The sequence below is a fragment of the Delftia tsuruhatensis genome (assembly GCF_903815225.1).
Lineage (GTDB): Bacteria > Pseudomonadota > Gammaproteobacteria > Burkholderiales > Burkholderiaceae_C > Comamonas > Comamonas tsuruhatensis_A.
Window position 1 is genome coordinate 2,685,974 of the sequence record NZ_LR813084.1, and the last position, 24,895, is coordinate 2,710,868.

Below are 24,895 nucleotides of genomic sequence, written 5' to 3' on the forward strand. Positions count from 1 at the left end.
CGCATGACACTGGGAATCCACGCCGCTGCCCCTAGCCCGCGCAACCCCGGCGCCGGCAGCGACCCGTTCAAGGCGTTCAGCTTCTGCGTCGAAGTCGAGGGCATCCTGGTGGGCGGCTTCACCTCGGTCGAAGGCCTGGATTCGAGGACCGAGGTCCGCACCGTGCGCGAAGGCGGCGTCAACGACACCGAATACAAGCTGCCGGGCCAGGTCAGCTATTCCGATCTGGTCCTGCGCTCCGGGCTGACCGCCCAGGATCCGATGTGGCTGTGGTACCGGGCGACCCTTTCCGGCCAGGTCCGGCGCAGGAACGGTTCGATCTATCTGCTCGACGATCAGGGCATGCGCGGCATGGGGTGGGATTTCTACAACGCCTGGCCCACGGCGTGGCAGGGACCGAGCTTCGATGCCGGGCAGGCGCTGGTCGCACTGCAGAGCTTCACGCTGGCCCACGAGGGCATCCGCAAGAGCCAGGCGGTGGCCGGCAAGGGGCTGTCTTGAGCGGCGCCAGGCGCATGCCCATCCGCTGGCGGGCCACCGTGCGCCCGTTCTCGCGGCAGCCCGTGCGGCGGTGGCAGGCAGCAGGGGCCAGGCGTGCGACGGTCATGCGCCTGGCCGCGCTGCGGGGCCTGTCGCCTTGGGATGCGGTGGCGGCGCCGCTGCAGTTCCTGCGCCGGATGGCGCCTGCGGCATGGCCCACGGCGTCCCGCCCGGCTGCGCCGCCGTCCGGCCGGGGACGGACCCGGATGCTGCTGCGCATTGCGCTTTGGTTGCGGCGCCTGATCCACTCCGACAGGCACACGCGCCGCCCACCCGCCATGGTCGCCATGGCGCGCGCGCGCACCTCCGGCCCCACGTCCGGCGCCATGTCCGGCCCCATGTCCGGCCCCACGTCCGGCAGCGCCCAGCCGGGGCGAAATCGGCCTTGGGCGGCTGCCCACCGAGGCGCTCGACCCTTCTTCGCCGCGCATGCAAGAGCCAGCGACGGCCCGCGCGCGGGCCGCCCGGTGGGGGGCTTGCCGCGCGAATCGTTGCCGCAACCTCGCGAGGCCCCTGCGCCTGCACTGCACGCATTGCACGCACTGCACACGCTTCGCATGCTCCGTACGGGCGAGGGGGCGGTGGTGCCCTTGCCGCCTGCGGCCGGCCTGATGCTGCGGCCTGCGGCCGGTGATCACAGTGTGTGGCGCAGCCGCGCGGCGCCTGCTGTCGCCCTGGGCCGGTCGCTGGCGGCGGCCGCAGCCGACACGCGGGGGGCAGGCCCGGGCGGGCGCGGCGCGCTGGCCGCCGCCTCCGGTGCGCCCGTCCCGGTGCGTCGGTCGGGGTGGCGGGACCACGCCGTGGCTGCAGGCTCCGGGCGCTCGCCGCGCTCGGCAAGGCATGTGGCGCGCACCGTTGACCGTCGCACTCCTGCACCGTTGTCGCGAGGCGCGCTGCCCCGCCCGGCGTCCCTGCAGGGCAGCCGCCGCATCTTGACCGAGGCCTCGCCCCGCCTGCTGCGCCATGTCGCCCGTCGGCAGGCCGGGGCCGGCATGCCGGCCGCAGACGCGATTGTCAGGGCAGGGCGCGATGCGGGCATCCGGATGGGCAGGCCTGCAGCCCCATCCGGCGACGCCCGTTGGCCCGGTGCGAGGCCGGACCTCCGATCCACGGCCCTGCGCGCAGCAGCATCCCCGGGTCCGCAAGGCAAGGGGGCCACGCCGGTGGCGCAGCCATTCGCCGCGGTGCAGCACACCATGGCATGGCCCGTGCTGCTGCCGGCACTGGCCACGCGCAGGACGGCCTTGCCGTCGTCCGCGGAGCCCACGCTCGCGCTGCGTCGCCCTGCGGCCCAGGCGCTTGCGGCCACCGCCACGTCCACGGCCACGGTTGCCGATACCCGCGAGATCGAGCGCCGCATCCGCCAGCAGGTGCTGCACGCGCTGGCGCAGCCCGGCCGGCCGCGCGACAGCCTGAGCCAGACCGTGACCGAGGTGGCACTGACGCCACGGCTGCTGCAGGCCGTCACCGAGCGGGTGGCCGTGGCGCTGGACAGGCGTGCGTCCGTCGAGCGCTACCGGCGCGGTGGCTGAACGGGGGACACCATGCTCGAAAAAGCCAAGATCGTCGTCCAGCAGACCCGGGAGGAAATCCCGGTGATGTACAACCCGACCGAGCTGTCGCTGAACAAGACGGTGCTGGTGCAGGGCGAGGGCTCCAACATTCAGTTCCAGCGTGTCAGCGACGATGACCTGACCGTGGCGCTGTTTTTCGACAGCTATGAGCAGCAGACCGACATCCGCAAGCAGACCAGCAGGATTGCCGCGCTGACCCAGCCGACGGCCGGCACCAATGCCCGCAAGGAGCCACCGGTGGTGGTGTTCACCTGGGCGGGGGCGCTGTACACCGGCATCGTCGTAAGGCTGGAGCAGAAGTTCACCATGTTCCTGAGTTCCGGCATCCCGGTGCGGGCCGAACTCAACGTGACCTTCAAGTCGGTGCTCACCCAGAAGCAGGACCTGCAGGCGCGTGGCTACTTCAATTGCCGGCGGCTGTGGACGGTGCAGGAGGGCGACCGGCTCTACCTGATCGCCTGGAAGGCGCTGGGCGATCCCGGCCAATGGCGGTTGATCGCGGACAACAACGGCATCCACGACCCGCTGAATTTCCCGGCCGCGACCGACATCGGCCGCACGCTGGTCATCATCGACACACACGACGACGGATTCTCCGGCCATGGCGACCACTAATACCCTGCGGGTGCAGACCGGCGTCTTCAAGATCCTGTGCAATCGCTCGGCGCTGCCGGTGCCGGTGGTCGCTGCGATACGCGACGTCCAGGTGACCAGCGAGATCAATGTGCCGTCGATGTTCAGCTTCACGCTGAGCGCGCAATCCGAGCAGGGCGCCTGGCAGAACGTCAACCTCGATACCTTCAAGCCCGGCGACGAGGTCAGCCTGTTCCTCGGCCTGGATACCGCGCAGGAGCTGATCACCGGCAACATCACGGCGGTCGAGCCGAGTTTCGCCGAGTACTCGACGGTGACGATCCGCGGCTTCGACCGCATGTACCGGCTGCGCTTCGGCACCCATACCCGCACCTTCGAGAACCTCAGCGAAGGCGAGATCGCCAGCCAGGTCGCCCGTTCGTGCGGCCTGGCGCTGGAGGTGCAGGGCCAGGCCGGGAAGATCAACGACTGGGTGCTGCAGAACAACCAGACCAATGACGCCTTTCTGCGCCAGCGCAGCCAACTGATCGACCATGAGCTGGTGATGCGGGGCACGACGCTGGTGCTGCGGCCCTCGGCCCGGGGCGAGAGTCCGGTGCGTACGCTCAACTACCCCAGGGACCTGAGCCAGGTCTCGCTGAACCTGCGGGTGCCGACCGAAGGCGAGGAGGTCCAGGTCACCGGCTACGACCTCGAGACCAACCAGTACATCACGGCGACGGCCTCCTCGGGCAGCCCGTCCGACCGGATGGGCGGCAGCCGCACCGGCTACCAGGAGGCTGGCGACTTTCCCGATTCGGCGATCGCCATCGAGCGGCCGGACATCGCCACCGTCGAGGCGCTGCAGGAAGTCGCCGAGGCCCAGTACCAGCGCAACCTGAGCCGCTTCATCGAGGGCAGCGCCAGCCTCCAGGGCGACCCGCACCTGGTGGCCGGGATCAACATCCGGCTGACCGGCGTGTCCAGCCGCTTCAACGGCACCTACTACATCACGCAGGCGACGCACCGCTACGACGACATGGCGGGTTACAGCACCGAAATCAAATTGCAAAGGACCGGCGTATGAGCCCACCGACCCAGGACCCCGCGGGAGATGTCCCCGCCAGCCTCGCGCCAGGCGTCACGCTGGGCGCGGTCAGCAACACCGAGGACCCCAAGGGGCTGGGCCGAGTCAGGCTCAGGCTCAAGCTCAAGGGCCGGGAGATCGAGACCGACTGGGCGCAGATCGCCAGCTTCATGGCCGGTCCGGACTGCGGCGGCTTTTTCCTGCCGCAGCCCGGCGATACCGCCCTGGTCGCCTTTGCGGACGGTGATCCCAGCCAGCCCTATGTCGTGGGCTTTCTCTGGAACGGCGCACAAAAGCCCCCGGTGCCGCAGAACCAGCAGCAGGACATCCGGGTGATCCGGACCCGGCAGGGCAAGACCGTGCGCATCGACGATTCGCCGCAGGGCGGGATCAGCATCGTTGACGAAAAAGGCAATGAAGTGCTGATCGACAGCGCTGGCAACCGCATCGCCATCACCAGCAAGGGGGATCTGTCCATCACCGCCACGGGCCAGCTGACGATGGAGGCGGCGGGGGTGACCCTCAAGAACACCGCAGGCAGCGTGAAGGCGCAGCTCACGGCCGAATCCATGCAGCTGCAAGGTGGCATGAACATGAAGCTGCAGGCGTCCATGATCGATCTGAACTGAGCGCGCAGCCGCGCCCGCATCCCCCGGCAAGAGCCCGGCCACAAACCCAGGAAAGCCCACACCATGCCCCAGCCCGCCGCCAGATTCGGTGACTCCATCGTCAACGCCGCCGACATCCATGTCGTGCTGGTTCCCAGTCCGGGAGGCCCGGTACCGACGCCGCAGCCGTTCCCGTTCAACGGCCGGATTTCCATGAACACCAGCCTGAACGTCCGCATCAACGGCCGCCCGGCAGCGACCGTGGGGTCCATGGCCAGCAACGTGCCGCCGCACATACCGGCCTCCGGCACCTTTCAGGTTCCGCCGACCAACCTGGGCCGCGTGGTCATGGGCAGCATGCGCGTGCGGATCAACGCCAGGGCGGCGGCACGGGCCGGTGACTTCTGCGAGACCTGCCACGACGTGCCACCGGCCGGTCCGCAGGCGCCTTCGCCGGTGGTGGTCGTTCCCGGCCTGTCCAACGTGTTGATCGGATAGTGCATAGCACGCTCTAGGCCACCCATGGACGCGAACGCCGACTTCCTGGGCCAGGGCTGGTCGTTTCCGATCCAGCCGCAGGGCGGGCGCATCCTGCTGGCGGCCGGCGCCGCCGACATCCGGCAGGCGATCTTGCTGATTCTGCAGACGGCTCCCGGCGAGCGGGTGATGCTGCCCGGGTTCGGCTGCCGCATCAACGAGCTGGTCTTCGCCGCCGGCAACGCGTCGACGGCCAGCCTGGCCCAGCTGTATGTCCGGCTGGCGCTGGAGCGGTGGGAGCCGCGCATCCAGGTGACCACGGTCGATGTCGTGGTCAGTGGCGAGCAGCGCAACTGCCTGCAGGTGACGGTGCACTACCTGATCCGCGACCGCAACCAGCCCGACAACCTCGTCTATCCCTTCTTTCTCAAATGAACCCCTCAGGAGTACCCCCCATGGAACCCGATTTTTCCCGGCGCGTGGCCGACCGCATCGCCATGCTGCGCCAGGAGCACCAGGCCGGCGAGGAACAGTTGAGGGCGCTGGAAAACCGCCAGCGCGATCTGCGCAACACGCTGCTGCGCATCAGCGGCGCCATCCAGGCGCTGGAGGAAATGCTGGAGGACGCCCGGCCCAACGCGGCTGCGGCCATCGCCGCCGCCGCCGATGGGGCGGCCGACAGCCCGCGCGCCTGAACGGGGCGCGGCCATCCCCGACAGACCCCGCACCATGCCGTCCCCCACGCTTGACAGCCGCAGCGCCGACGACTTCTTCCAGCAGGCCCTGGCGCTGGCGGCCGCGTATTGCCCGGGGTGGGCGTCGTACTGGCCGCACCATCCCCCGACCGCCGCCGACATCGGGCAGGACGTCGGACTGGTGCTGCTGCAACTGTTCTCGCAGCTGGCGCGCTATACCGCCGACATCGAAAACGAGATGCCGGTGCAGCGCCGGCTGGCTTTCTACCAGTTCCTGAACCTGCAGCTGCGGCCGCCCTTGCCCGCGGTGGCACCGCTGCAGTTCGTGCTCAAGGCCGCGCGGCCGCCGCGGCTGGTGCCCCGGGGCACGGCGGTGGTGGTGCCGCAGGCGCAGGCCCTGCGCTTCCAGACCGACGACGATCTGCTGGTGGTGCCGGCGCGGATGAGCGCGGCGATGGCGCTGATCCCCACGCAGGATGCCTTCATCGAGGCGCTGCCGGTGTTCGGCAGCGGCGCAGCGGTGTCGCTGTTCGTCACCCAGGGGGAGGCGGTAGCCCGGGACGGCGTGGCGCAGAGGCCGCTGGGGCACTGGTTCCTGATCGGTGATCCGTCGCTGTTCAAGCCGGATGACTCGCTGCAGGACATCACCATCGATCTGGTCGGCCGGCAACTGTATCCGCAATACTTCGGCCAGTGGGCCGATGGCGCGCTGGCGCCGCTGGCCGCCCAGCTGATTCCGACGGAGGATGCGCTGGGGCTGCGCATCGTGCTGGCCCAGGCGCCTGCGGCCGGGCCGCGCACGGTGGGCGAGCTGCAGGCCCAGCTGTGCGCCGCCGACGGGCTGCCGGCGCAGGCCGTGGACGGTGTGCCACCGCAGGGCCCGCAGGACTACTGGCTGCTGGTCAAGCCCAGCCCGCAGGTCAAGGTGCTGGCGGCGCTGGAGCAGCAGCTGCCGGTGATCACCGGCCTGCAGTGCACCTTCCGTGGCAAGCGCATCCTGCCCCAGCAGGGCGCCAGCAACACCCTGCTGCTCGATCTGCCCAACGGCGCCTACCCCTTCGGGCAGACGCCACAGCAGGACGATGCCTTCTATATCCGCAGCGACCCGGTGTTCACCAAGACGGGGGCCAGGCTCGTGCTCTCGTTCCAGCTGGTCGATGTGGAGATCGACTATCCGGTGGCACTGGCATGGCAGTTCTGGGACGGTGTGCAGTGGCAGTCCATGAACCAGACGCCGGACCAGCTCGGCCGCTACCAGTTCGAAGACACGACCCACAGCCTGCAGTACAACAGCCCGGACGGTGCGACCATCATCAGCTTCCTGTGCCCGCCGATGAGCGCGACCACGGTGGCGGGCATCAAGGGCTACTGGCTGCGGGCGACGATTGCCAGCGGCAGCTACGGCCGGCCTGGCGGCTTCAAGGCCGAGGGCGTCGATCTCGCCATCGGCCAGCTTCCGGACGACATCCTGCTGCCGCCGCAAAGAGCGCGGGTCAGCCGCTTCCTCAACGATGTGGCCGGCGTCAACTTCAGCTACCGGTTCGACGCCAGCCAGCACGCGCCACCGTTCATCCGGTCACTGCACCTGACCTACAGCTACTCGGCCAGACCCGGCAGCTTCTGGTCATACAACGCCTTCACGCTCAGCCGTTTCCTGTTCAGCCCGTTCAAGCCGCTGGACGATGTCTTTGCCACCTTCTGCTTCGCGTTCGCGCCTGGCGATTTCGGCCGCTTCACCGTCGGTGGCAAGCTGACGCTGTATTTCCACCTGGCCGAGGAAACCGTCGCCCCCGCCGCCGTCCTGTCCTGGCAGTGGCACGATGGCCAGGCTTGGCAACCGCTCGCGGTCGACGATGGCAGCCATGGGCTGAGCCGCTGCGGCGTCGTCAGCTTCACCGTGCCGGCGGCGATGCCGGCCAGCACGGTGTTTTCACAGACGGCGTACTGGTTCCGCGTCAGCGCGCCGCGCATCACCGGGACCGTCCGTGTCCACGGCATCTATCCGAACACCGTGCCCGGCCGCAACCTCACCACCGTGGTGGACGAGGTGCTGGGCGCCAGCAATGCGCAGCCCGACCAGACCTTCCTGCTGAAATCGACACCGGTGGCCGCGGGCCTGGACCTGCAGGTGATCGAGCCCGTGGGCCTGGAGCCGCCGCCGTCGCAACGGGCGCAGCAGTTCGAGGCCATGTCGGCGGCCGGCGCCAGCGCCACCGCCGGGCGTGGCGCGGCGGGCGCGAGGACGATGCTGGAGCGCAGCGTCGCTGCCCTGGCTTCCAGCCCGCCCCGGCTGGCGGCCCGGGCAGGCGCTGCGGCGATGGCGGCGGGCACCACCGCCGATGAGGCCCAGGCGGGCCATGGCCTGGCCAGCCATGGACTGGTCAGCGGCAGCGATGCCGACCTCGATGGTGATCTCGACGGCACGCGGCCTGCCGGCGACGACACCGTCTACCGCCGCTGGCGGCAGGTCGAGAGCTTTGCCTTCAGCGGCCCCTCCGACCGGGTCTATACGCTGGACTACCAGAGCGGCCGGGTCACCTTCGGCAACGGCCGCAACGGGCTGATTCCACCCGCAGGCCACAACAACATCGTGGCCGCGCGCTATGACGCGACGCAGGGGCTGGCCGGCAACGTCCCGGCCTGGCAATTGACGTTGCTGCGCACCGGCATGGCCGACCTGGAGCAGGTCACCAATCCGGCAGCGGCGCTGGGCGGGGTCGGTGGCGACACGGTGGCCGACCTGGATGGCTTCGGTCCGCGCCTGGCCAAGGCGGCGGGCCGGGCCGTCCAGCTGGCCGATCTGGGCACGCTCGCGGCGGCGGCCGATCAGCGGGTCGCCAAGGCGCGGGCGTTCGAGGTGTCGGCTCCAGCGGGCACCGGCCCACGGATCGTGATTGCCGTGCTGGCCCTGGCGGCCGATCCACGGCCCGGCACCTCGCCGGCCCTGCGCCAGCGCGTCGCCGATGGCGTGAAACGGCGCTGCCTGGCGCCCCTGGCATCGCGGATCGAGGTCCTGCCGCCTGACTTCGTCGCCTTGGACATCAGCGCCCAGGTCGCGATCGACGCCGCGCAGGACCAGGTACTGGCGGCGCAGCAAGCGCTGGCCACGGCGCTGGCCGGATTCCTGCAGCCGGTGTTCGGCGGCCTGCTGGGTGCCGGCTGGGATTTCGGCGAGACCGTCACCGCCAGTGCCGTCAGCCAGTTCCTGCAACGCCAGCCCGGCGTGCTGGCCGTGCTCGCGGTCAGCCTCAACGGGGTGCAGGGGGGCCAGCTCGCGCTGGCGGCGGGCCAGTTGCCGGTGGCCGGAGTGATGGCGGTGCTGGCCTACGCCCATGGCGGCTCTGCCGGGGAGGCGCGCGGTGTCGTTTGAACTGCCCAAACTCGACCGCGTCGGCTACGAGCAGATGCTCGCCGACCTGATCCGGCGCATTCCCCAGCACACCCGGCTGTGGACCGATTTCAATGCCTCCGATCCGGGCATCACGCTGCTGCAGCTGCTGTGCTGGATCGATGAGTCGCTGCTCTACCAGGCCAATGCGATCCCGCTGCAGACCCAGCAGAACTTCCTGCGCTGGGTGCTGGGGCTGGCCTTTGCCACCAACGAGACGGACTACAGCCGGGCGGCCGTGGACCAGCATGACCAGGCCTTCCTCGCCTTGAGGGCGGTGCTGGCCGCGGTCGAACAGGGCGCGCCACTGTCGGCGGCCGACCTGCAGCGTGCGGTCGTCAGCTATCTGCACCATCCCTACCTGGCCTTGTCGGCGCGCGCGGTCGAGGCGCTGGCGCGCGAGACCAACCTGGTCATCGCCGCGCAGGCGCAGCAGGCCGCCACCACCGTGATGTCCAGCCCGCCACCCGCTGCCTTGTACGTGCGCCGGGCGGCGGCCCGGGTCGCCGACCAGGCGACCACGGTCCACCTGCTCAGCAGCGCACAGTGGCAATACCGGCTTCCGCCGTATCCCAACCAGCAGCAATACGCCAGTTCGGCGACGACGCGCCGCAAGCTGTTGCTGGCCGATCCGCAGGATGTGCGCGGGGCCGAGAGCACGCTGGTGCACCAGGTTCGCGACTACCTCGGGCCCCGGGTCCTGGCCGGCAGCGCCGTCGACGTGCAGATGGCGCAGTGGACGGCCATCGATCTGTCGGTGCTCGTCCAGGTGGCGCCCGGCCTGCGGCTCGATGTGACCTTGACGGCGCTGACCGTGGCCTTGTTCCAGTATTTCCTCGTGGACCGGCTGGCGCCGCCCGCGGCCGCTGCCGCAGTCCGGGCCCGTGTCCAGGGCACTGCCGGCGCGGGCCTGGGTCCCGGCGCAGGCGATGTCGGCGGTGCGGGCGCTGGCGGCAACCTGAACGCAGCCGCCGCAGGGGCCCCATTGCCGTTGCCCGAGGCAGCCTATGCCTGGCAATACGATGCCGCCCCGGACCTGGCGCAGATCGAGCAGTTGGTCCGTGCCGTGCCCGGGGTGACGGCGATTGTCGACAGCTCGCTGCGCCATGCACCGACGATCGAGCTGGACAGGCTGGCGCAGCTGGGCGCCAACACCTTGCTGGCGTCGCTGCCGCCCGGCGCTCCGGCGCAGATCTACCGGGGCTGGCCGCGGCTGCGTTGCCTGGACGTCACCATCACCACCGCGGCGGGCCTGCCATCATGACCAGCGCACCGGCTCCCCGCAGCTACCTCCACTACCTGCCGGCCGTCTACAGCCAGCCGGGCAACGACTTCATCGGCGCCTACCTGCGGATCTTCCAGAAGCTGCTGACCGGCATCGACGACGGCCTGCTCGATGGCCGCAAGGGCATCCAGGAACTGCTGGCGGCCGAAGTGATTGGCAACCTGTTCTACCCGCGCTTCAGCTTCCTGTTCGCCGGCCAGGGTCTGCCGGACACCCGCTTCATGCCGCCGATCTCCGGCGCGCCTGCGGCGACCGCCACGGCGCTGCTGAAACAGTTCAACAGCTACATCGGGCTGGAGGCGGGCCAGGATCCGCTGGCCGGCTACGTCGCCACCGGCGAGCAGGACACGGGCTGGCAGGCCGAATTCGAGGACTGGCTGAACAGCTTCCTGTGCTGGCTCGGCAGCTGGGTGGCGCTGGTGGTGGACCAGGGCTGGAGCATCGACAAGAAGCGCCAGGTCATCGCCGAAATCATCGCGCTCTACCGGCTGCGAGGCACGCCGCAGGGCTTGTCGATGCTGCTCAACCTGGTGTTCGACCTGCCACGGACCGTCGTCGGCTTCCACTATCCGCCGCCGGACGGCAACCGGGTCGCGCCACCCGAGCAGGTCAACGGCCAGGTCCGTGTCACCGTCGCCAACCCCGATCCCCGGCCCATGGCCGTATCCGATCTGCCTGCCACGGCCTTCATCGTCCAGGACCGCAGCAGTCCCGCGTATCCGCGGGTCAGCGGCTACGCACCCTGGCTTTTCCAGGTGACGATCACGTTGCCGAATGCCGGCGACCCCGACTTCATCCTGACGGCCTCGACCGTCCAGACCGTGTTGCAGCTGGCCGACCGGATCCGCCTGTTGCTGGAGGATGTGCGGCCCGCGGCGACCCGCGCCGCCATCGCCATCGTTCCCGCCATGCAGCTGCAGCCCCAGGGGCGGGCGACGCAGCTGGGCATCAACACGCTGCTGGGGTCCTGACCGGTCATGAATTGCCTTGCATCAGCCACCCGCACATGAAGGAACCTGCATGACCACTCCCATCCCCTCGGACGTCGCCGTCCGGCTGAACTACCACGACGGCATGTTCCTGACCTCGGCGCTGATGGCGCAAGGCCAGAACTATTTCATCAACTGGATCACGCTGCAAAACCGCAACCTGTACACGGCCGGCGTGCTGTCGGGTCTGCAGCTGAGCGGACAGAACCAGACGCTGACGGCCCAGCCCGGCTTTGCCATCGACGGCAATGGCAACTTCCTGGTCTTCCCGGGCAGCAGCAACAACACGCTGACCGTCGGTTCGGCGTCGCTCAACCCCTTCGGTGTCTATCTCCAGTATCCGCCACAGAACGCCGGCGCCAGCACGGACACGGTCAACACGGCGGCGGTACTGCAGACCGGCGATACCACGGGCAACCCGAACTGGGGCGTGATCCTGGCCGAGGTCCACCTGGACGGCAGCGGCAGCATCACCTCGGTGACGGATCGCCGCGTGCCGGTCACGAGCAAGCTGCCCGCCGACCTGGGCGTTGGCAACGGTGCCAGCGTCGATCTGACCGCCTCCAAGCAGGGCGTCGCCCGCTTTGACCCCGGCACGCTGGCATCCGCCGGTGCCACGGCGACACAGACGATCCGGTACGTGGATGCCGGCGTCCAGGCCTTCGCCAGGGTGCCGAACATCTTCGTCAACGTCGCCGGTGCCGTGCCCTATGCGACCGAAGTGACGGCCGTGGGCACCGCCAGCTTCAACCTCACCCTGACCGCCGTCCAGGCTGCGGCCGGGGACGACCCCATACAGGTCAACTGGCTTGCCGTCGTCGCCCCCTGAAAGGAACCTCGCCATGACCCAGCAACGGATAGAGCGTACCCACTACTTCGCCGGCGAAGCGCTGCTGACCGACGATTTCATCACCGAGCAGAACTACAACATGGCGATGCTGCGCAACCACAACCGCAGCCTGCATACCTACGGCATCGCCCGCGGGCTGGAGGTCGCGCATGACACCACGGTCGATGCCACCCAGGTCGAGATCGCGCCCGGAACCGCCATCGATCGCCTGGGCCGGGAGATCATTCTGCTCGAGCGGCTGGTGCTGCGCCTGCGCGATCCCGAACCCGGCAGGAACTATTACCTGACGATCACCTACGACGAGGTCTACGGCGACTACACCGACCAGAGCGGCGTTCCCGGCTACAAGCGCATCATCCAGAAGCCCAGGATCAGCTGCGAGCTCAACCTGCAGGATCCCGGGCTGCATCTGCTGCTGGCGGTGATCGGGCTTTCCTCCGAGGGCCGGATCAACCAACTCACCTACAAGTTCGGCAGTTTCGAGCGGCGCTACGTCGGGTCGGTGCTGGGCACCGTGGCCTTCATCACGGAAGGCAGTGGTGTGGCCCTGGATGGCGAAGCGCGCGCGGTGCCGCTGCTGTCCAGCGAGGGCATGCTGGAGATCGGCAACCCTGCGCCGGCGGGCGGATACGCCAGCATCAGCGCCCGCCGCGAGTCCTCTGGCACGGGCCAGCAGCGTGACTATCTGCTGGTCGATGCGCCACGGACCCAGTTCTCCGGCCTGGCGACCACGCGCAACAACCTGGGCATAGGCGTGGACCAGCCGCTGGCCAATCTTCAACTCGACGCCATCACTTTCAAAGGCCCTGGCACGCTGTCCTCGAACGGCCAGCAAGTCACGCTGACCGAGCCGCCGCAACCCTTCTTCCAGGTGGGCGACGTGCTGATCTCCGATCCGATGGTGACCCAGGCGGCGCAAACGCGCACGATCACGGCCGTCAACCCGCAGTACCGGCAGGTCACCGTGGACACGGCCTTCCACCCGCCGCTGGCCAATGCGCCCTACACCTATGTGCGCGCACTGCTGGCGAGCTTTTCCAGCGCCAGCGCCGGGCCGCTGCTGCAGGTGGGCTGCGACGGCACGGTGGGACTGGGCGGCAGGTATGCCGTGCGCTCGGGCCTGCCGGACGACGGCCTGAGCGCGCTGGTCATCACGCCGGACCGCAAGGTCGGCATCGGACTGGCGACCACCGGGCCGCAGGCCGAGCTGGATGTCAATGGCGTGGTCCATGCCGCGGCCGCCAACATCGACGGCAAGGTGATCGCCGGCAGCTTCGAAGGCAATGGCTCCAAGCTCGTGGGCCTGCCCATCCTGAGTTTCTGGACCCAGGAAAGCCCGGGCCAGCCGAACAGCAAGCTGAACTACATGCAGGGCAACGTCGGCATCCGCGCGAGCAATTCACCAGGCTCGCTGGGCGTCGGCGGTGGCCAGGCGACGATAGGCTCGGGCCTGATCAAGACCAAGCAGATCCAGACCGTCGAGGGCAGGACCACGGCCACCGTCCAGGGCTACCAGACCCAGCTGCACAAGGAGGTCAGCGTCGGTGACTCCATCACCATCGGCGAGCTGGTGCCCATGCCGTTGACGGTCACCCAGGTGGCCTCCGATCTCGGACTGACCGTGGACACGCAGCCGCAGTTCGTGCTCTACAACGCCCAGTACCAGACCCGGGCGGCCAATGGCGCGGTCGTGCAGGGGCAGGGCACGATCTCCAGCAACGGGACGGCGATCGTCGGGGTCGGGACCCATTTCAAGGCGGTGCTGCAGCAGGGCGATCAACTGATCGTGCCGCAGTTCAAGCTCGCCGGTGCTGACCCGGTGAGCTGGATGGTCCAGGCGGTCGATGCCGAGCAGCAGCAGATGACGCTGGCGGCGCCGGCCGGTGCGAGCCAGTTCGACGCCAACAACTCGGCCTTTGTCGTGGCGCAGGCGCTGCTGGCACAGTTCAAATCCACCGATACCAGCGGCCTGGTGCAGACGCCGGTCCCGGCCATGCTGGTACAGACCAACGGCACGGCACCCTCGCCGAACACCGTGGCGATCAATGTCGAGATCGGCGACGTGGATCCTGCCTATGCATTGCAGGTCAATGGAGATGTCAGCTTCAGCAGCAATGGCGGAACCACCACCCGGGTCCAGACGCTGATCGCGACGCGCAACATCCTGGTCGATGGCGACGGCACGGCCGCGCAGTTGCTGCAGGTCGGCGAGCATGGTGCCACGCCGCTGCTGGCGGTGACCCCGGGCAATGTGGTGCTCGGCCAGGCGTCGGGCGATGCGAAGTATCTGCTCGATGCTGCGGGCTCCATCCATTCCAGCCAGGACATCGTCGGCGACAAGGTGGTGCAGGGCGGGACGCTGCAAGGCAGCAACCTGGACGTCAGCGGCTGCCGGATCGATGCACAGGGCAGCGTGCAGATCCTCGGCGTGCGCTCGGGCCCCTGGGACGAGACGCACATGACGTCCGCCCCTGACGGCGTCAGCAGCAGCTTCAGCCGGCGCGCGGCCACCGATGGCCACGTGCTGGCCACGGTGGGCCGCGTGCAGCAGCACAACCAGTTCTTCGGTTTTCTGGAAGGCGCCACCACCGACAGCAGTGGAGCCCCCACCAGCTACACCTATGCGGGCACCCTGTGCTATCCCTACACCGCCGGCGGTGGCAAGAAGAGCAGCGGGACGACCTACTATCCGACCCTCCCCGGCAGCTTCACGCTGCCCGTGCGGGCGGGCGAGACCTGGACGCTGACGCTCAACTGGTTGCCGTCCGGCGCGGGCATGAAGCCCCCGGGCTGCGAGTTCTACTGGGTGCCCCTGGGCACGGTGCAGACCGGCGAGGCCTTGCTGCAAGAACGTCCGCAGGAGCGCGGGGCGCCCGTGGCCTTGGGCGATGCCGGCGGCCAGGCACCGATGGCGGGCCCGGCCGGCGGGCCCGGCGTGCAAAGCTCCATGCAGGCGGCGATGGCCGAGTTTCGCCGTTTCCTGACATCCGGCGATTTCGAGCGCGATTCGATCCAGGCCGCCCAGCGCAACATCGACCAGCGCGTGGGCGACCTGGCCCAGGTCTTCGGCGATGCCACCGCCATGAGTGCCAGTCCCGATGACCGGGCCGCCTTCATCAAGGATCTGCAGAACATCGTCTGTTCGGCGGCGCCGCCCGGCCAGGTGCCGGACAACGCGGTCGATCCGCGGCACATCCAGGACCTGATCGACACCTTCGGCCGTGTCACGGGCCACTCTTTCACCGGGCAGCAGCGCGAACTGCTGACCAGCGGCGTGCAGGCACTGGTACGGATCAACGACAACGACCAGAACCGGCACGACCTGAACCTGATCAAGAACAACATCGACCACTTCCTCGACGCCGTGGGCCAGGCCATCGGCAAGGCGTTCGGCACCAACGAACGCCGCCTGTTGACGCGGGCGCTGGTGAGGCTGGTCGGCGACGGCTCGCAGGCCGTGGCCGCGGGTGGCGCGGATGCGCCAGGAACTTCGCCCGCCGACCAGGTGTCCGGCGACGCAGGCGGCGGCCCGGCAGAGGGGGGAGGGGAGAGCGCGGGAGAGGGCGGCGGCGATGCCAGGGCCGCGGCGGTCGATGACTTCCTGCAGCAGGTCGGGCAGGCGCTGGGCACCCCGCTGGATGAGGCCGGCCGCGGCAGCTTGCAGCAGGTGGTCGCCGACATCCTGGCCCGGCAGCCGGCGCGTGAACAGGCGAGCGCCCTTCTGGTCGACAGTGTTTCCGCCATCGCCGGTGAGCCGATGGCGAAGGCTGCGCAGGGCCGGATCACGCGCGCGGTGGGCAAGCTGCTGGACGCACTGGGATGAAACCCGCGCATGCACCCTGGGAACAAGGCCGCATGCCCGGCGATGGGCAGGTGCTGCGTCGGCGCGTTCTGGACGAGGCCGGCTGCGAGGACTGGGTGCTTGCCGTGCTGCTGCAGGAGCGGCATTGGCGTCGTCGCCATCCCGAGGTGCCATTCCATACGCTGGGCCTGGCCGCCTATCTGGACGCCGTCGCCGCCGCCGGCCAGGGCTACCACCGCGCCGAGCTGCGCGAGAGCAGCAATGCACTGCTGGCCCGGCATTTCAGGCCTTTGCTGGAGCGGGTCGCGGCAACGCTGCGGGCCATGCTGGGCATGCCGGCCCGGCTGGCCGACTCGGAGGCGGCCTTGCCAGGCTTCCACATCTACCTGCCGCACCCGGCGCTGGACGGGCCTGTCGCCAGCGTGCATCGCGACCTGCAGTACCGCCAGGCCTTTCCCGCAGCGACGCCAGACCCGGGCGACGTGCTGAGCTTCACCTTGCCGTTGTGCAATCCGCCAGGCAGCGGGCTTTCGGTCTGGCCCGCTGCGGGCGATCCTGGGGCGGGGGCCGAGGCGGCGCACCGGTTTCATCCCTACCGTCCTGGCGAAATCGTCGTGCACGACGGACTCGCCCCGCACCAGGCCGTGCTGTGCTGCGGGCACGGCGATCCGCGCATCTCGCTTCAGGGCCATGGCCTGCGGATGGGCGGTGAATTCCTGCTCTACTGGTGATGCCATGATCCGCCATGCACGTTCTTTCTCCACTGCCGCCGCCATGACGCAGACCCTGGCCGAGGCAGGTCCGGAGACCCGGGCAGCGATGCCGGGGCGGACTGCCGTGCTGGAGCTGCCGCTGCTCGATGCGCAGGAATGCCTGGCCGTGGCCGATCAGCTGTGCGCTCTCGATGCCTTCTGGCTGCACCGCCACCGGCGCCTGCCTTTCTACACGCTGGGGGCGACCCATTACTATGACCTGGGCACGGCACCGCCTGCCTATTTCCGGCTGGCTCGGCAGTACAACCCGTTCCTGCAGGCCAACTTCGGCGCCATCTATGAGGCTTTGACGGCCACGCTTGCCGAGGCGCTGGCGGCACCGGTGGTGCTGCGCAGCGATGTCGCGTGGCCGGGGTTTCACCTGTTCGGCGCCGACCCGGCCTTCGCGGAGCTTCCCGGCCATGACGTCATGCAATCCGAATGGCTGCGCACGCGGCACGGCGACCAGTACCCGGGCAACCCCATCCACGTGGACCTCGCCCACCGCTGCCTTCCCTGGCCGCCCGGGGTGGACCCCGACGGCCTGCCGACCTTGTCGCTGACCTTGCCGATCGCGGTGCCGGCCTCGGGGGCGGGCCTGTATCTGTGGCCGCAGGAGCTGTCCGATGCCCATGCCCTGGACGCCGCCGGCGAGGCCAGGTTGCAGCACCGGCTGCGGCAGCTGCCCCGGCGCTTCATCCGCTACCAGCCGGGCCGCTTGGTCGTGCATGGCGGCAGCGCCTATCACCAGGCCCGGGGCCTGCCCACGGTTCCTGGCGAGTTCCGGATGACGCTGCAGGGCAACGGCCTGCGGGTCGATGGCGTCTGGCACCTGTTCTGGTAGCGACCGTCCGATGTTCCTGCCCGCAGACCGATTCCCCTTCGTCGCCGCGCTGTGCGCCGCGTGCCCCGCGGTGCGCGCCGAATACGAGGCGCTGCTGCCCGGCGAATTCCAGGCATGGCCCGAAACCCGGCTGTACCGCCAGGGCTGGGACGTCTATGGCCTGCACGCTGCCGGACGGAGGCTGACCTGCAACGCCATCTACTGCCCCGCGACGACGCAACTGCTGGAGCGCAACGTGCCGGGCCTGGTCAACGCCGGCTACTCGCGGCTGGCCCCCGGCACCCACATCGTGCCGCACACCGGCTACACCAGCGATGTGCTGCGCCTGCACCTGACGCTGAAGAGCTCTGGCAACGGCGGCCTGCGGGTCGGCAGCCAGCTGCGGCGCTGGATCGAAGGGGAATGCCTGGTCTTCGACGACACCGTCGAGCACGAAGCCTGGCACCATGGCCCCGGGGAGCGCGTGGTGCTGCTGGTCGATTTCCTGCGGACTGCCGAGAGGGCGCCCGAGGCATGACGCACGCCCGTCCCCTGTCCCGTGCGGACCTTGCCGGCCCGGGCCTGGCCAGCGGCGCTTATGCCGGCCACCAGGAACTGCTGGCGCAACTGTGCGCGTTCGGCGACGCGGTGATCGAAGCGGCGCTGCTGCGCCAGCGGCGGGAGGCAGCCGAGGTCGAAGCGGCTGCGATGCGCCCGCCGGCCCGCCCGCCGCACCAGCTGTTCGCCGACCAGGCTGCGCAGATGCAGGCGCAGATGGCGGAGCTGGCGTCCCACCGCTGGGACGCGATCGAGGGCCGCATGGCGGCGACCCATGCGGCCGGCATCTTCATTCCATGGATCCATCTGGCCCAGCTTTTCCAGCTGACCCGGCAAGAGCAGCAGCTGCTGCTCGCCGCCTTGCTGGGGGAGATCGAGGGGCACTACCGTGTCGCCCTGCGTTCGCTCCATGATGCTGCCCAGTGCGCGGCCGGACCGGCAGACGCTCCCGCGTCCTGGCTGACCCTGGCCTCGGCCGCAAGCCTGTTCGGAGGCGGCATCCAGGGCCGGGCCGCCATCCAGCAGGCGCTGGCGGGCGATGGCCCGCTGCGCCATTGGCGGCTGCTGGAACTCATGCCGGGCACCGAGCTGGCGGCGATGGCCGGTGCCCTGCGTCCGGCGCCCATGGTGGCCGCCTACCTGCTGGCGACGGCAATGCCCCGGCTGCGCCTGGGTGAAGCACTGGCGCCATTGCCCGCCGCCCCGCCCCTGGCTGACCACCTGACCACCGCCCCCGTGCTGCAGCGGCTGCAGCGGTTCGTCACCCGCTGCGGGCCCGGCGCGCCTGGTGCCGCCGCTTACCTGCTGCATTTGCAAGGCGCCGATACCACGCTGCTGGCGAGCCTGTGTGCCGCCACCTTCGAGCCATGGGGGCTGCGCTGCATGCGGCTCGACGGTCGCCAGGTCTGGCAGGCCTATGTCGCGGGGCAACGCAGCCGCGAAGGACTGGTGCAGCAACTGCGCGCCCTGTGCCGCGATGCCCTGCTGTGCAACAGGGTGCTGGTGGTCACCCATGCGCCATGGCTGTCCGTCCCCGATGCCGCCGAAGCCGACCCGGCCTCGGACCGGGTCGATGACCTGTTCGACGCCGTGTTCCACACCTTGCTCGAAAGCCAGCGCTACTGCGCCGTGCTGAATGGCCCGGCGGCCCGCCTGGCCGACTTCGCCCATCGCCATGAGGCCCACGAAGTGGTGCCGGTGCTGGTCAGGACCGACATGCCGGATGCGGGCCTGCGGCAGCGGATCTGGCGCGCGGTGGCGGCACAGCAAGGCCATGCCCTGGACGACGCCGTGATCGCCCAGCTGGTCAACAGCTACCTGTTCACCGAGACGCAGATCCGGCTCGCGGTCAAGGACGCGGCCAGCCGCGCGCTGCTGGCGGCCGAGGAAGCGCCCAGCGATGCCCGGCCCGGTGCCTTGCCGACCGAACTGCTGTTCGATGCCTGCCGGGAGCAGAGCCATGCCGGGAACCTGTCCATCGCCCGGGAGGTCCAGACCCGCCACCGCCTGGCCGACATCGTGCTGGCCCCGGCGACGCGGCGCTGGCTGGAGGAGATCCTGCACCATGCACGGCACCGCCACCAGGTGATCGAGGAATGGGGCTTCGACACCCTGCAGGCCCACGGCAAGAACCTGTGCGTGCTGTTCCACGGACCCTCGGGCACCGGCAAGACGATGGCGGCGTCCATCATCGCCAACGAGTTGGCGCTGGCCCTGTACAAGGTCGATCTGGCCAGCGTGCTGAGCAAGTACATCGGCGAGACCGAAAAGCACCTGGCCCAGTTGTTCGATCAGGCCGAGGCCATGAACGTGGTGCTGTTCTTCGACGAGGCGGAGAGCCTGTTTTCCAGGCGCACGGAAACCCGGGATGCGCATGACCGCTATGCCAATCTGCAGACCGGCTACCTGCTGCAGCGCATCGAGACCTATCCTGGCATCGTCATCCTCTCGACCAACCTGATGAAGAACATGGACAAGGCGTTCACCCGGCGCTTCAAGTTCATGCTGGAGTTTCCGTTTCCCGGGCCCGACGAGCGCCGCCGGCTGTGGCACAAGGCGTTTCCGCCCGCGCTGCCCCTGGACGGTGACATCGATCTGGCGCTGCTGGCCGAGCGCGCCGCCGTCAGCGGCGGCAACATCAACAACATCGCCGTGCGGGCGGCCTTCCATGCCGCTGCAGAGGGCCAGCCCCTGGCGTGGCGGCACATCCTGCTGGCGCTCGAACGCGAATACGACAAGCTGGGCAAGGTGTTCTCTGCCGCCGATTTCACCTGGAACGATGATGACTAGACATCGAATCCGCGGCCGGAAGGGCCGGCCGCCAGGAGCCAGTGGCCCCGTGCCACAGGGAGTCGGCCACCCATGATCACCATCACCCGTGCCCGGCCTGTGCCCGGCGCCATCCCGCTTGGGCGGGCCCTGCCGCCCGGTGCGGCACAGCCGCAGCCTGCAGAGTCCGTGGCCATGGGGGACTTGCACTACGCGGCCAGCGCCCTGGTGCCGCGCCATCCGCTGCCCGCGCCACTGCGTGCCGGCGTCGAAACGCTGGCCGGCGTCGGCCTGGGCGATGTCGGCGTGCACTACGACTCGCCCCGGCCCGCCTCGGTGCAGGCCCATGCCTTCACCCAGGGCGGTGACATCCACCTGGCGCCGGGCCAGGAACGGTACCTGCCCCACGAAGCCTGGCATGTCGCCCAGCAACGCCAGGGCAGGGTGCGGCCTTCGGGTACGGTCGCCGGCCAGCCGCTCAACGACGATCCCGGACTGGAGCGCGAGGCGGACCACATGGGCGCGCGGGCAGCCGCCAGGGCACGGCACGGCGGCGCACGGCCGGCGGGCCTCGGCCTTCCCGGCCAGGCCCTGGCCGCAGCCGCACCGATCCAGCGCGTCATCACCTACACCAAGGCCGACCGCCTGGGCCGCACCGGCTACACACCGGAGGAGCTGCTCGAAAACCTGGAGGGCACGCGTGAGGCGCAGGCATTCATCAAGGCCAACGACGGAGACAGGACGGCTCTGCTGGACTTTCTGCGCGGCTATGACGACACCACGGTCGAATCGCGCGAATTCCTGGTCAATCAGATCAAGAGCGCCGCCAGGAAGGATCCGGAAATCGTCCAGCAGCGCACCGCGCTGATCCAGGACGAAAAACCGTACGATGCCCGGGGTGCCGTGGCGCGCGCCGGCTGGAGCCCGCGCCAGGCCGGCGAGGTGTATTTCAAGCTGGGACTGCTGCGCAGGTTTTGCGGCCAGGGAAAAAACGTGGACCGATTCGAGCACATGCTGGGCCAGGTGCTGGCGCAGGCGCAGGCCGGCGCCATCGGCCTGGCCGGCGTCCGGCGCACGCTGGCCACGCTGACGACCTCGTGGCCGCAAGCGCCGGCGCACTATGGGGAGGACTACCGCGGCAACGGCACCAAAAGCCGTCTGAGCGGCCTCGTCACCACCCTGATGGGCCTCAACGGAGAACTGGACGCGCTCTACCACGCCAGTCTGCGCGGCAGGGCACCGGGCGAGCCCGTGTTCAGCGGCGCGCGCCTTGCCGACACCGTGGCCAGGGTCGAGGAAGATGTCGACGTCTCCTTCATCGACGCGCAGCGGGTCTTGCACCTGATCGAAGTGGCCGGCAGCCTCCATGTGCTGGACAACAAGCTCGGCGAGAAGGATCTCGATTCGCCGCCGACCGGCCCGACGCACCCGACCGGCCAGAAGCAGCGCTACCAGTATCTGTCGCGGCACTCGCAGACCCTGCGGCAGGAACCCGTGGACGACCTGGTCGGCAGCCAGGCCCTGGACCAGGCGCTGGCCGGGGTGCGGTTTGCCTACAGCGTGCCCGAGCACGGCTTCTATCCTGCCGTCTACAGCCCCGAAGGCCTGTCCGTGCTGACGGCCCTGGGCCATGCCGGAGCGGACCTGAACGTGGGCCCGCACAGCCATGCGCCGCATCAGGTCGCCGGACTGCGCGAGCGCATCGCCGCAGGCATGGCGCAGGTGCGCCTGCTGCAAGACATGGCACCGGGGCCGATGCAGGCCGCCTGGAACAGGCTGGATGGCGACACCCGCGCCATGGTCCGCAACATCGTGGTCAACACGCCCGGCCGCTTTGCGCAGGTCTACCACCATATCTTTCACCGCCAGCGCCGAGGCGTCGGCACCGGACTTGCGGGATACAGCCAGCGATGAGCGATTCCACCTACGCCAACCGGCCAGAGCCGCCCACGCCGCGCCCGGAGGATCCCGCGCCGGTGACTCCCATGGCCATGGAGCATGGCGAAGCGGCCCCGTTCGGAGCGGGGCAGGGGGGGCTGCACTACCAGCGCTCCGCCATTCAGCGCCGGGCCTTGCCAGCGCCCATCGCCGGGGGCACCCACAATGGCATCACCGCCGGTGAGAATGCGGCCGTCAAGTCGCTGAGCGGCGGACGGGTCGATCTGCATGCCAGCGGCGCCCGATTGCACCAGACCCATGCGGCCGACGCGCGCCTGCAGGCCGTCGGCGCGCGTTCACTGGCCCAGGGGCGTACCGCCATCGTCAGCGACTCCCGGGACCGCGGCCATGAGCTGTGGCATCTGGCGCAGCAGGCCACGCAGCGTGTGCAGGCTTCGGCCAGCGTCAACGGCCGGCCGCTCAATGACGACCCGCAGCTGGAGGGCGAAGCCGACCGTCAGGGCGCCATCATCAATCGCGCCGCCGGCCCCATCGACGACGCCGTCCCCATCACCCAGCCGGTCGCCCAGCCGGTCGCGCAACCCGGCGTGATCCAGGCTGCACGGGTGCAGTCCCGGCGCATCAAGAAAACCCAATCCCAGGCGATGTCGCACAGGGACCGGGGCTCGCGCCTGGGCATCAAAAAATCCTCTCTGTCCCGGAGACCGGGCTCGCAGGAGTCCATGACGCTGCGGCCCACCAAGCGGTGGATCCAGCAACTGCTGCAGCGGCAAAGGCGGGCGCTGTCGCCGGGTTTGGACAGGCTGAAGGAACCACCTGGCATGTTAGAGGAAGAGATCGCGCCGCCACTGGATGAAGCGGGCATTGATCTGCAGGACGGCATGGACGAGGTCGAGGACCTGTTCGAGGAAGAGACGTCCGGACCCGAGGACGACACCGGTGGCTATCTGACGGACCGCATGGGCGAGGCCAGGGGCTGGCTCTATGAACAGCAGCTCGCGCTGCTGATCGAGGACGCCAGCAGCGATCTGATCCATCGCACCAGCGTGGTCGAGGGCGCGCAGTGGACTCAGGTGCTGCCCGAGCTTCCCCCCGAGCTGCGCAAGGCACTGGCCGCGGAATTGTTCAAGGAGTGGATGCTGGTCAATGGCAACGATCTCCGGGGCGATCTGGTGCAGACCAAGCTCGATGCGTTGAAGGCCCAGTTCCATCTGAGCACGGCACAGGTGGTTCCCGGTCCTGCAGGGGCTGCCGCGGAGTTCGCCGCATCGCCTTCCATCTATGTGCCCTTGGTGCCCACCGCCATCCGTTCTTCCTTGCACAAGGGCAAAGGCGTTACCAAAGGGGCGGACACGCTCAAGCCCGTCAAGTTCGACCCCGATCTGGATTCGCCTGCGGGAGAGTTCATCGAACAGTTCAATACCCTGTTCGGCAACAAGTCCTATGGCAGCGGTACCGATACGATCGATGAATTGAGCACCGACAAAGACAACCAGACATTGCTGAAAAGCCTGCCGGAGTATAGCTATGACCGCCCCGGTTCCGTGGAGGCCGTCATCACGGCATCCAAGCCGGGAATCGGCCGCACCGGCAAGGGTGAGACCGAGGTCGGCTGGTTTGGCGGCGATGAGGAGCAAATCCTCAGCGGCGACCGGACCATCCCCTACGAAGGTGGCCATCTGGTGGGGGACAACCTGATGGACGGCAAGAAAGTGTTCGACATGTACGCGAACTGGAATCTCGCCCCCCAGGCGAAGTCCTTCAACAATCCGCTCTATATCACGGCCATGGAGAAGGCCGCGGTCGATGCCCTGGATGATGGGGCCACGCTCAAGTACACGGTCAATCTTTCCTATCCTGCCGACACGTACAGGATCAAGGCATCCACGGTGGTGAAGAACGCGGTGGATCCTGATGAAGACATGGATTCGGGTGACAGCTATGTCGATGCCGTCGACGATTATCTGACGGCCAATCCGTCACAGGACAAGGACTTCGTGTTTCACGCGCGCGTGCCCAATTACTGGGTTGCGGAAATGGAAGATACCTCCAGCCAGGGGCTCATCCACGGCAGCGCCCGTAATAATCCCAAAGGGATATTCGAGGCCACGCAGGTCACCGGCGCCAGCACCTATGCACCGACAGGCGTGGAACAGTTCAAGTTCAGCCTGTCCGTGGACGGAAGCCTGCTGACACCACCGCCGCTCCTGAGCACGGCAAGGTACTCCGATGCCGACAAGGTCGTGCTCAGCGCGCGTCAGAAATCATTCGTCACCGGAATCACGGCGCCGGCCCTGAAGATCGGCAGCATGTCGCAGCAGGACATCAACGACATCGTCAGGCACAGCACGCGATCCAAGGACATCCACACCTACCTGCAGAGCAATACCATCACCACGCTGGACGATCTGTCCAACGTGGCCGGGGTATCCACCGCCACCATCGGCAAGCTCAAGGCCGCCGGCGTCGTCATCTGAGGCCGCGTTCAGTGCCCGACCCGGGGTGGCTGGCCCATGCCCGCTTGACGCAGTGTCAAGTGCCGGGTGGGCGACCTGACAACGCCGACGCCCGCGCAAGGCGCCATCCGGCAGACAATCGCCTGGCTTTCGCGCAGGGCGCTACAGCTTTTCCCAAAGCTGACGACATACGCAAGGCATGAATACCTGGTGGCCTCGCCAGACAGATCAAGAACCTCTTGTTCAATCGGGTGCAGGCTTGCGTCTTCGA

Annotated in this window: 19 protein-coding genes; all 19 read left to right on the forward strand. The window is 68.9% G+C overall.

What is annotated here, in order from left to right:
- Positions 1 to 3 precede the first annotated feature (3 nt).
- The 19 genes from L1Z78_RS12175 to L1Z78_RS12265 all read left to right on the forward strand — a co-directional run bounded on the left by L1Z78_RS12175 (position 4) and on the right by L1Z78_RS12265 (position 24,645).
- The gene (locus L1Z78_RS12175; protein WP_234641745.1) at positions 4 to 501 is read left to right on the forward strand and encodes a phage tail protein; all 498 of its coding nucleotides are present in this window, start codon (positions 4 to 6) and stop codon (positions 499 to 501) included.
- Positions 502 to 1,097: 596 nt separating this feature from the next.
- Positions 1,098 to 2,072, forward strand: a complete 975-nt coding sequence (locus tag L1Z78_RS12180) for a hypothetical protein (RefSeq protein WP_234641746.1) — start codon at positions 1,098 to 1,100, stop codon at positions 2,070 to 2,072.
- Positions 2,073 to 2,084: 12 nt separating this feature from the next.
- Positions 2,085 to 2,729: a peptidoglycan-binding protein LysM gene (locus L1Z78_RS12185; protein WP_234641747.1), complete on the forward strand. Its 645-nt coding sequence runs from the start codon at positions 2,085 to 2,087 to the stop codon at positions 2,727 to 2,729.
- On the forward strand, positions 2,716 to 3,774 hold the full coding sequence (locus L1Z78_RS12190; protein WP_234641748.1) for a phage late control D family protein: 1,059 nt from the start codon (positions 2,716 to 2,718) through the stop codon (positions 3,772 to 3,774). Before L1Z78_RS12185 ends, L1Z78_RS12190 begins: the two co-directional genes overlap by 14 nt.
- Positions 3,771 to 4,403, forward strand: a complete 633-nt coding sequence (locus L1Z78_RS12195; RefSeq protein ID WP_234641749.1) for a phage baseplate assembly protein V — start codon at positions 3,771 to 3,773, stop codon at positions 4,401 to 4,403. The genes L1Z78_RS12190 and L1Z78_RS12195 overlap by 4 nt, the downstream gene beginning before the upstream one ends.
- A gap of 63 nt (positions 4,404 to 4,466) precedes the next feature.
- Positions 4,467 to 4,880, forward strand: coding sequence for a PAAR domain-containing protein (locus tag L1Z78_RS12200; protein ID WP_234641750.1), 414 nt, complete (start codon positions 4,467 to 4,469; stop codon positions 4,878 to 4,880).
- 24 nt (positions 4,881 to 4,904) lie between these two features.
- On the forward strand, positions 4,905 to 5,294 hold the full coding sequence (locus tag L1Z78_RS12205) for a GPW/gp25 family protein (protein ID WP_234641751.1): 390 nt from the start codon (positions 4,905 to 4,907) through the stop codon (positions 5,292 to 5,294).
- Between the two features lie 20 nt (positions 5,295 to 5,314).
- The gene (locus tag L1Z78_RS12210) at positions 5,315 to 5,554 is read left to right on the forward strand and encodes a hypothetical protein (RefSeq protein ID WP_234641752.1); all 240 of its coding nucleotides are present in this window, start codon (positions 5,315 to 5,317) and stop codon (positions 5,552 to 5,554) included.
- A 34-nt stretch (positions 5,555 to 5,588) separates the two neighbouring features.
- Complete coding sequence (locus L1Z78_RS12215) at positions 5,589 to 8,924, forward strand: baseplate J/gp47 family protein (protein WP_234641753.1); 3,336 nt, start codon at positions 5,589 to 5,591, stop codon at positions 8,922 to 8,924.
- Positions 8,914 to 10,206 carry a hypothetical protein gene (locus L1Z78_RS12220; RefSeq protein WP_234641754.1) on the forward strand — a complete coding sequence of 431 codons (1,293 nt, stop codon included), beginning with the start codon at positions 8,914 to 8,916 and terminating at the stop codon, positions 10,204 to 10,206. The genes L1Z78_RS12215 and L1Z78_RS12220 overlap by 11 nt, the downstream gene beginning before the upstream one ends.
- Positions 10,203 to 11,198, forward strand: a complete 996-nt coding sequence (locus L1Z78_RS12225; RefSeq protein WP_234641755.1) for a phage tail protein — start codon at positions 10,203 to 10,205, stop codon at positions 11,196 to 11,198. The genes L1Z78_RS12220 and L1Z78_RS12225 overlap by 4 nt, the downstream gene beginning before the upstream one ends.
- A gap of 49 nt (positions 11,199 to 11,247) precedes the next feature.
- On the forward strand, positions 11,248 to 12,045 hold the full coding sequence (locus tag L1Z78_RS12230; RefSeq protein ID WP_234641756.1) for a hypothetical protein: 798 nt from the start codon (positions 11,248 to 11,250) through the stop codon (positions 12,043 to 12,045).
- 13 nt (positions 12,046 to 12,058) lie between these two features.
- Entirely contained in the window at positions 12,059 to 15,889 is a 3,831-nt protein-coding gene (locus L1Z78_RS12235; protein ID WP_234641757.1) for a hypothetical protein, read from the forward strand.
- Complete coding sequence (locus L1Z78_RS12240; RefSeq protein WP_234641758.1) at positions 15,886 to 16,599, forward strand: hypothetical protein; 714 nt, start codon at positions 15,886 to 15,888, stop codon at positions 16,597 to 16,599. The genes L1Z78_RS12235 and L1Z78_RS12240 overlap by 4 nt, the downstream gene beginning before the upstream one ends.
- 4 nt (positions 16,600 to 16,603) lie before the next feature.
- On the forward strand, positions 16,604 to 17,464 hold the full coding sequence (locus tag L1Z78_RS12245) for a hypothetical protein (protein ID WP_234641759.1): 861 nt from the start codon (positions 16,604 to 16,606) through the stop codon (positions 17,462 to 17,464).
- A 10-nt stretch (positions 17,465 to 17,474) separates the two neighbouring features.
- On the forward strand, positions 17,475 to 17,981 hold the full coding sequence (locus L1Z78_RS12250; RefSeq protein ID WP_234641760.1) for an aspartyl/asparaginyl beta-hydroxylase domain-containing protein: 507 nt from the start codon (positions 17,475 to 17,477) through the stop codon (positions 17,979 to 17,981).
- The gene (locus tag L1Z78_RS12255) at positions 17,978 to 20,290 is read left to right on the forward strand and encodes an AAA family ATPase (protein WP_234641761.1); all 2,313 of its coding nucleotides are present in this window, start codon (positions 17,978 to 17,980) and stop codon (positions 20,288 to 20,290) included. Before L1Z78_RS12250 ends, L1Z78_RS12255 begins: the two co-directional genes overlap by 4 nt.
- Positions 20,291 to 20,362: 72 nt before the next feature.
- A complete protein-coding gene (locus L1Z78_RS12260; RefSeq protein WP_234641762.1) occupies positions 20,363 to 22,183 on the forward strand; it encodes a DUF4157 domain-containing protein in 1,821 nt (606 codons plus the stop codon).
- Positions 22,180 to 24,645 (forward strand): DUF4157 domain-containing protein, encoded by a 2,466-nt coding sequence (locus L1Z78_RS12265; protein ID WP_234641763.1) that lies wholly within the window; start codon positions 22,180 to 22,182, stop codon positions 24,643 to 24,645. Before L1Z78_RS12260 ends, L1Z78_RS12265 begins: the two co-directional genes overlap by 4 nt.
- Positions 24,646 to 24,895 lie beyond the last annotated feature (250 nt).

Excerpts from the sequence above, each read along its gene's own strand:
- L1Z78_RS12260 (WP_234641762.1), top strand. The coding sequence starts at position 20,363 with ATGATCACCATCACCCGTGCCCGGCCTGTGCCCGGCGCCATCCCGCTT.
- L1Z78_RS12200 (WP_234641750.1), top strand. The coding sequence starts at position 4,467 with ATGCCCCAGCCCGCCGCCAGATTCGGTGACTCCATCGTCAACGCCGCC.
- L1Z78_RS12190 (WP_234641748.1), top strand. The coding sequence starts at position 2,716 with ATGGCGACCACTAATACCCTGCGGGTGCAGACCGGCGTCTTCAAGATC.
- L1Z78_RS12175 (WP_234641745.1), top strand. The coding sequence starts at position 4 with ATGACACTGGGAATCCACGCCGCTGCCCCTAGCCCGCGCAACCCCGGC.
- L1Z78_RS12250 (WP_234641760.1), top strand. The coding sequence starts at position 17,475 with ATGTTCCTGCCCGCAGACCGATTCCCCTTCGTCGCCGCGCTGTGCGCC.
- L1Z78_RS12210 (WP_234641752.1), top strand. The coding sequence starts at position 5,315 with ATGGAACCCGATTTTTCCCGGCGCGTGGCCGACCGCATCGCCATGCTG.
- L1Z78_RS12205 (WP_234641751.1), top strand. The coding sequence starts at position 4,905 with ATGGACGCGAACGCCGACTTCCTGGGCCAGGGCTGGTCGTTTCCGATC.
- L1Z78_RS12255 (WP_234641761.1), top strand. The coding sequence starts at position 17,978 with ATGACGCACGCCCGTCCCCTGTCCCGTGCGGACCTTGCCGGCCCGGGC.
- L1Z78_RS12180 (WP_234641746.1), top strand. The coding sequence starts at position 1,098 with ATGCTCCGTACGGGCGAGGGGGCGGTGGTGCCCTTGCCGCCTGCGGCC.
- L1Z78_RS12225 (WP_234641755.1), top strand. The coding sequence starts at position 10,203 with ATGACCAGCGCACCGGCTCCCCGCAGCTACCTCCACTACCTGCCGGCC.
- L1Z78_RS12215 (WP_234641753.1), top strand. The coding sequence starts at position 5,589 with ATGCCGTCCCCCACGCTTGACAGCCGCAGCGCCGACGACTTCTTCCAG.
- L1Z78_RS12195 (WP_234641749.1), top strand. The coding sequence starts at position 3,771 with ATGAGCCCACCGACCCAGGACCCCGCGGGAGATGTCCCCGCCAGCCTC.
- L1Z78_RS12235 (WP_234641757.1), top strand. The coding sequence starts at position 12,059 with ATGACCCAGCAACGGATAGAGCGTACCCACTACTTCGCCGGCGAAGCG.
- L1Z78_RS12245 (WP_234641759.1), top strand. The coding sequence starts at position 16,604 with ATGATCCGCCATGCACGTTCTTTCTCCACTGCCGCCGCCATGACGCAG.
- L1Z78_RS12185 (WP_234641747.1), top strand. The coding sequence starts at position 2,085 with ATGCTCGAAAAAGCCAAGATCGTCGTCCAGCAGACCCGGGAGGAAATC.
- L1Z78_RS12265 (WP_234641763.1), top strand. The coding sequence starts at position 22,180 with ATGAGCGATTCCACCTACGCCAACCGGCCAGAGCCGCCCACGCCGCGC.
- L1Z78_RS12230 (WP_234641756.1), top strand. The coding sequence starts at position 11,248 with ATGACCACTCCCATCCCCTCGGACGTCGCCGTCCGGCTGAACTACCAC.
- L1Z78_RS12240 (WP_234641758.1), top strand. The coding sequence starts at position 15,886 with ATGAAACCCGCGCATGCACCCTGGGAACAAGGCCGCATGCCCGGCGAT.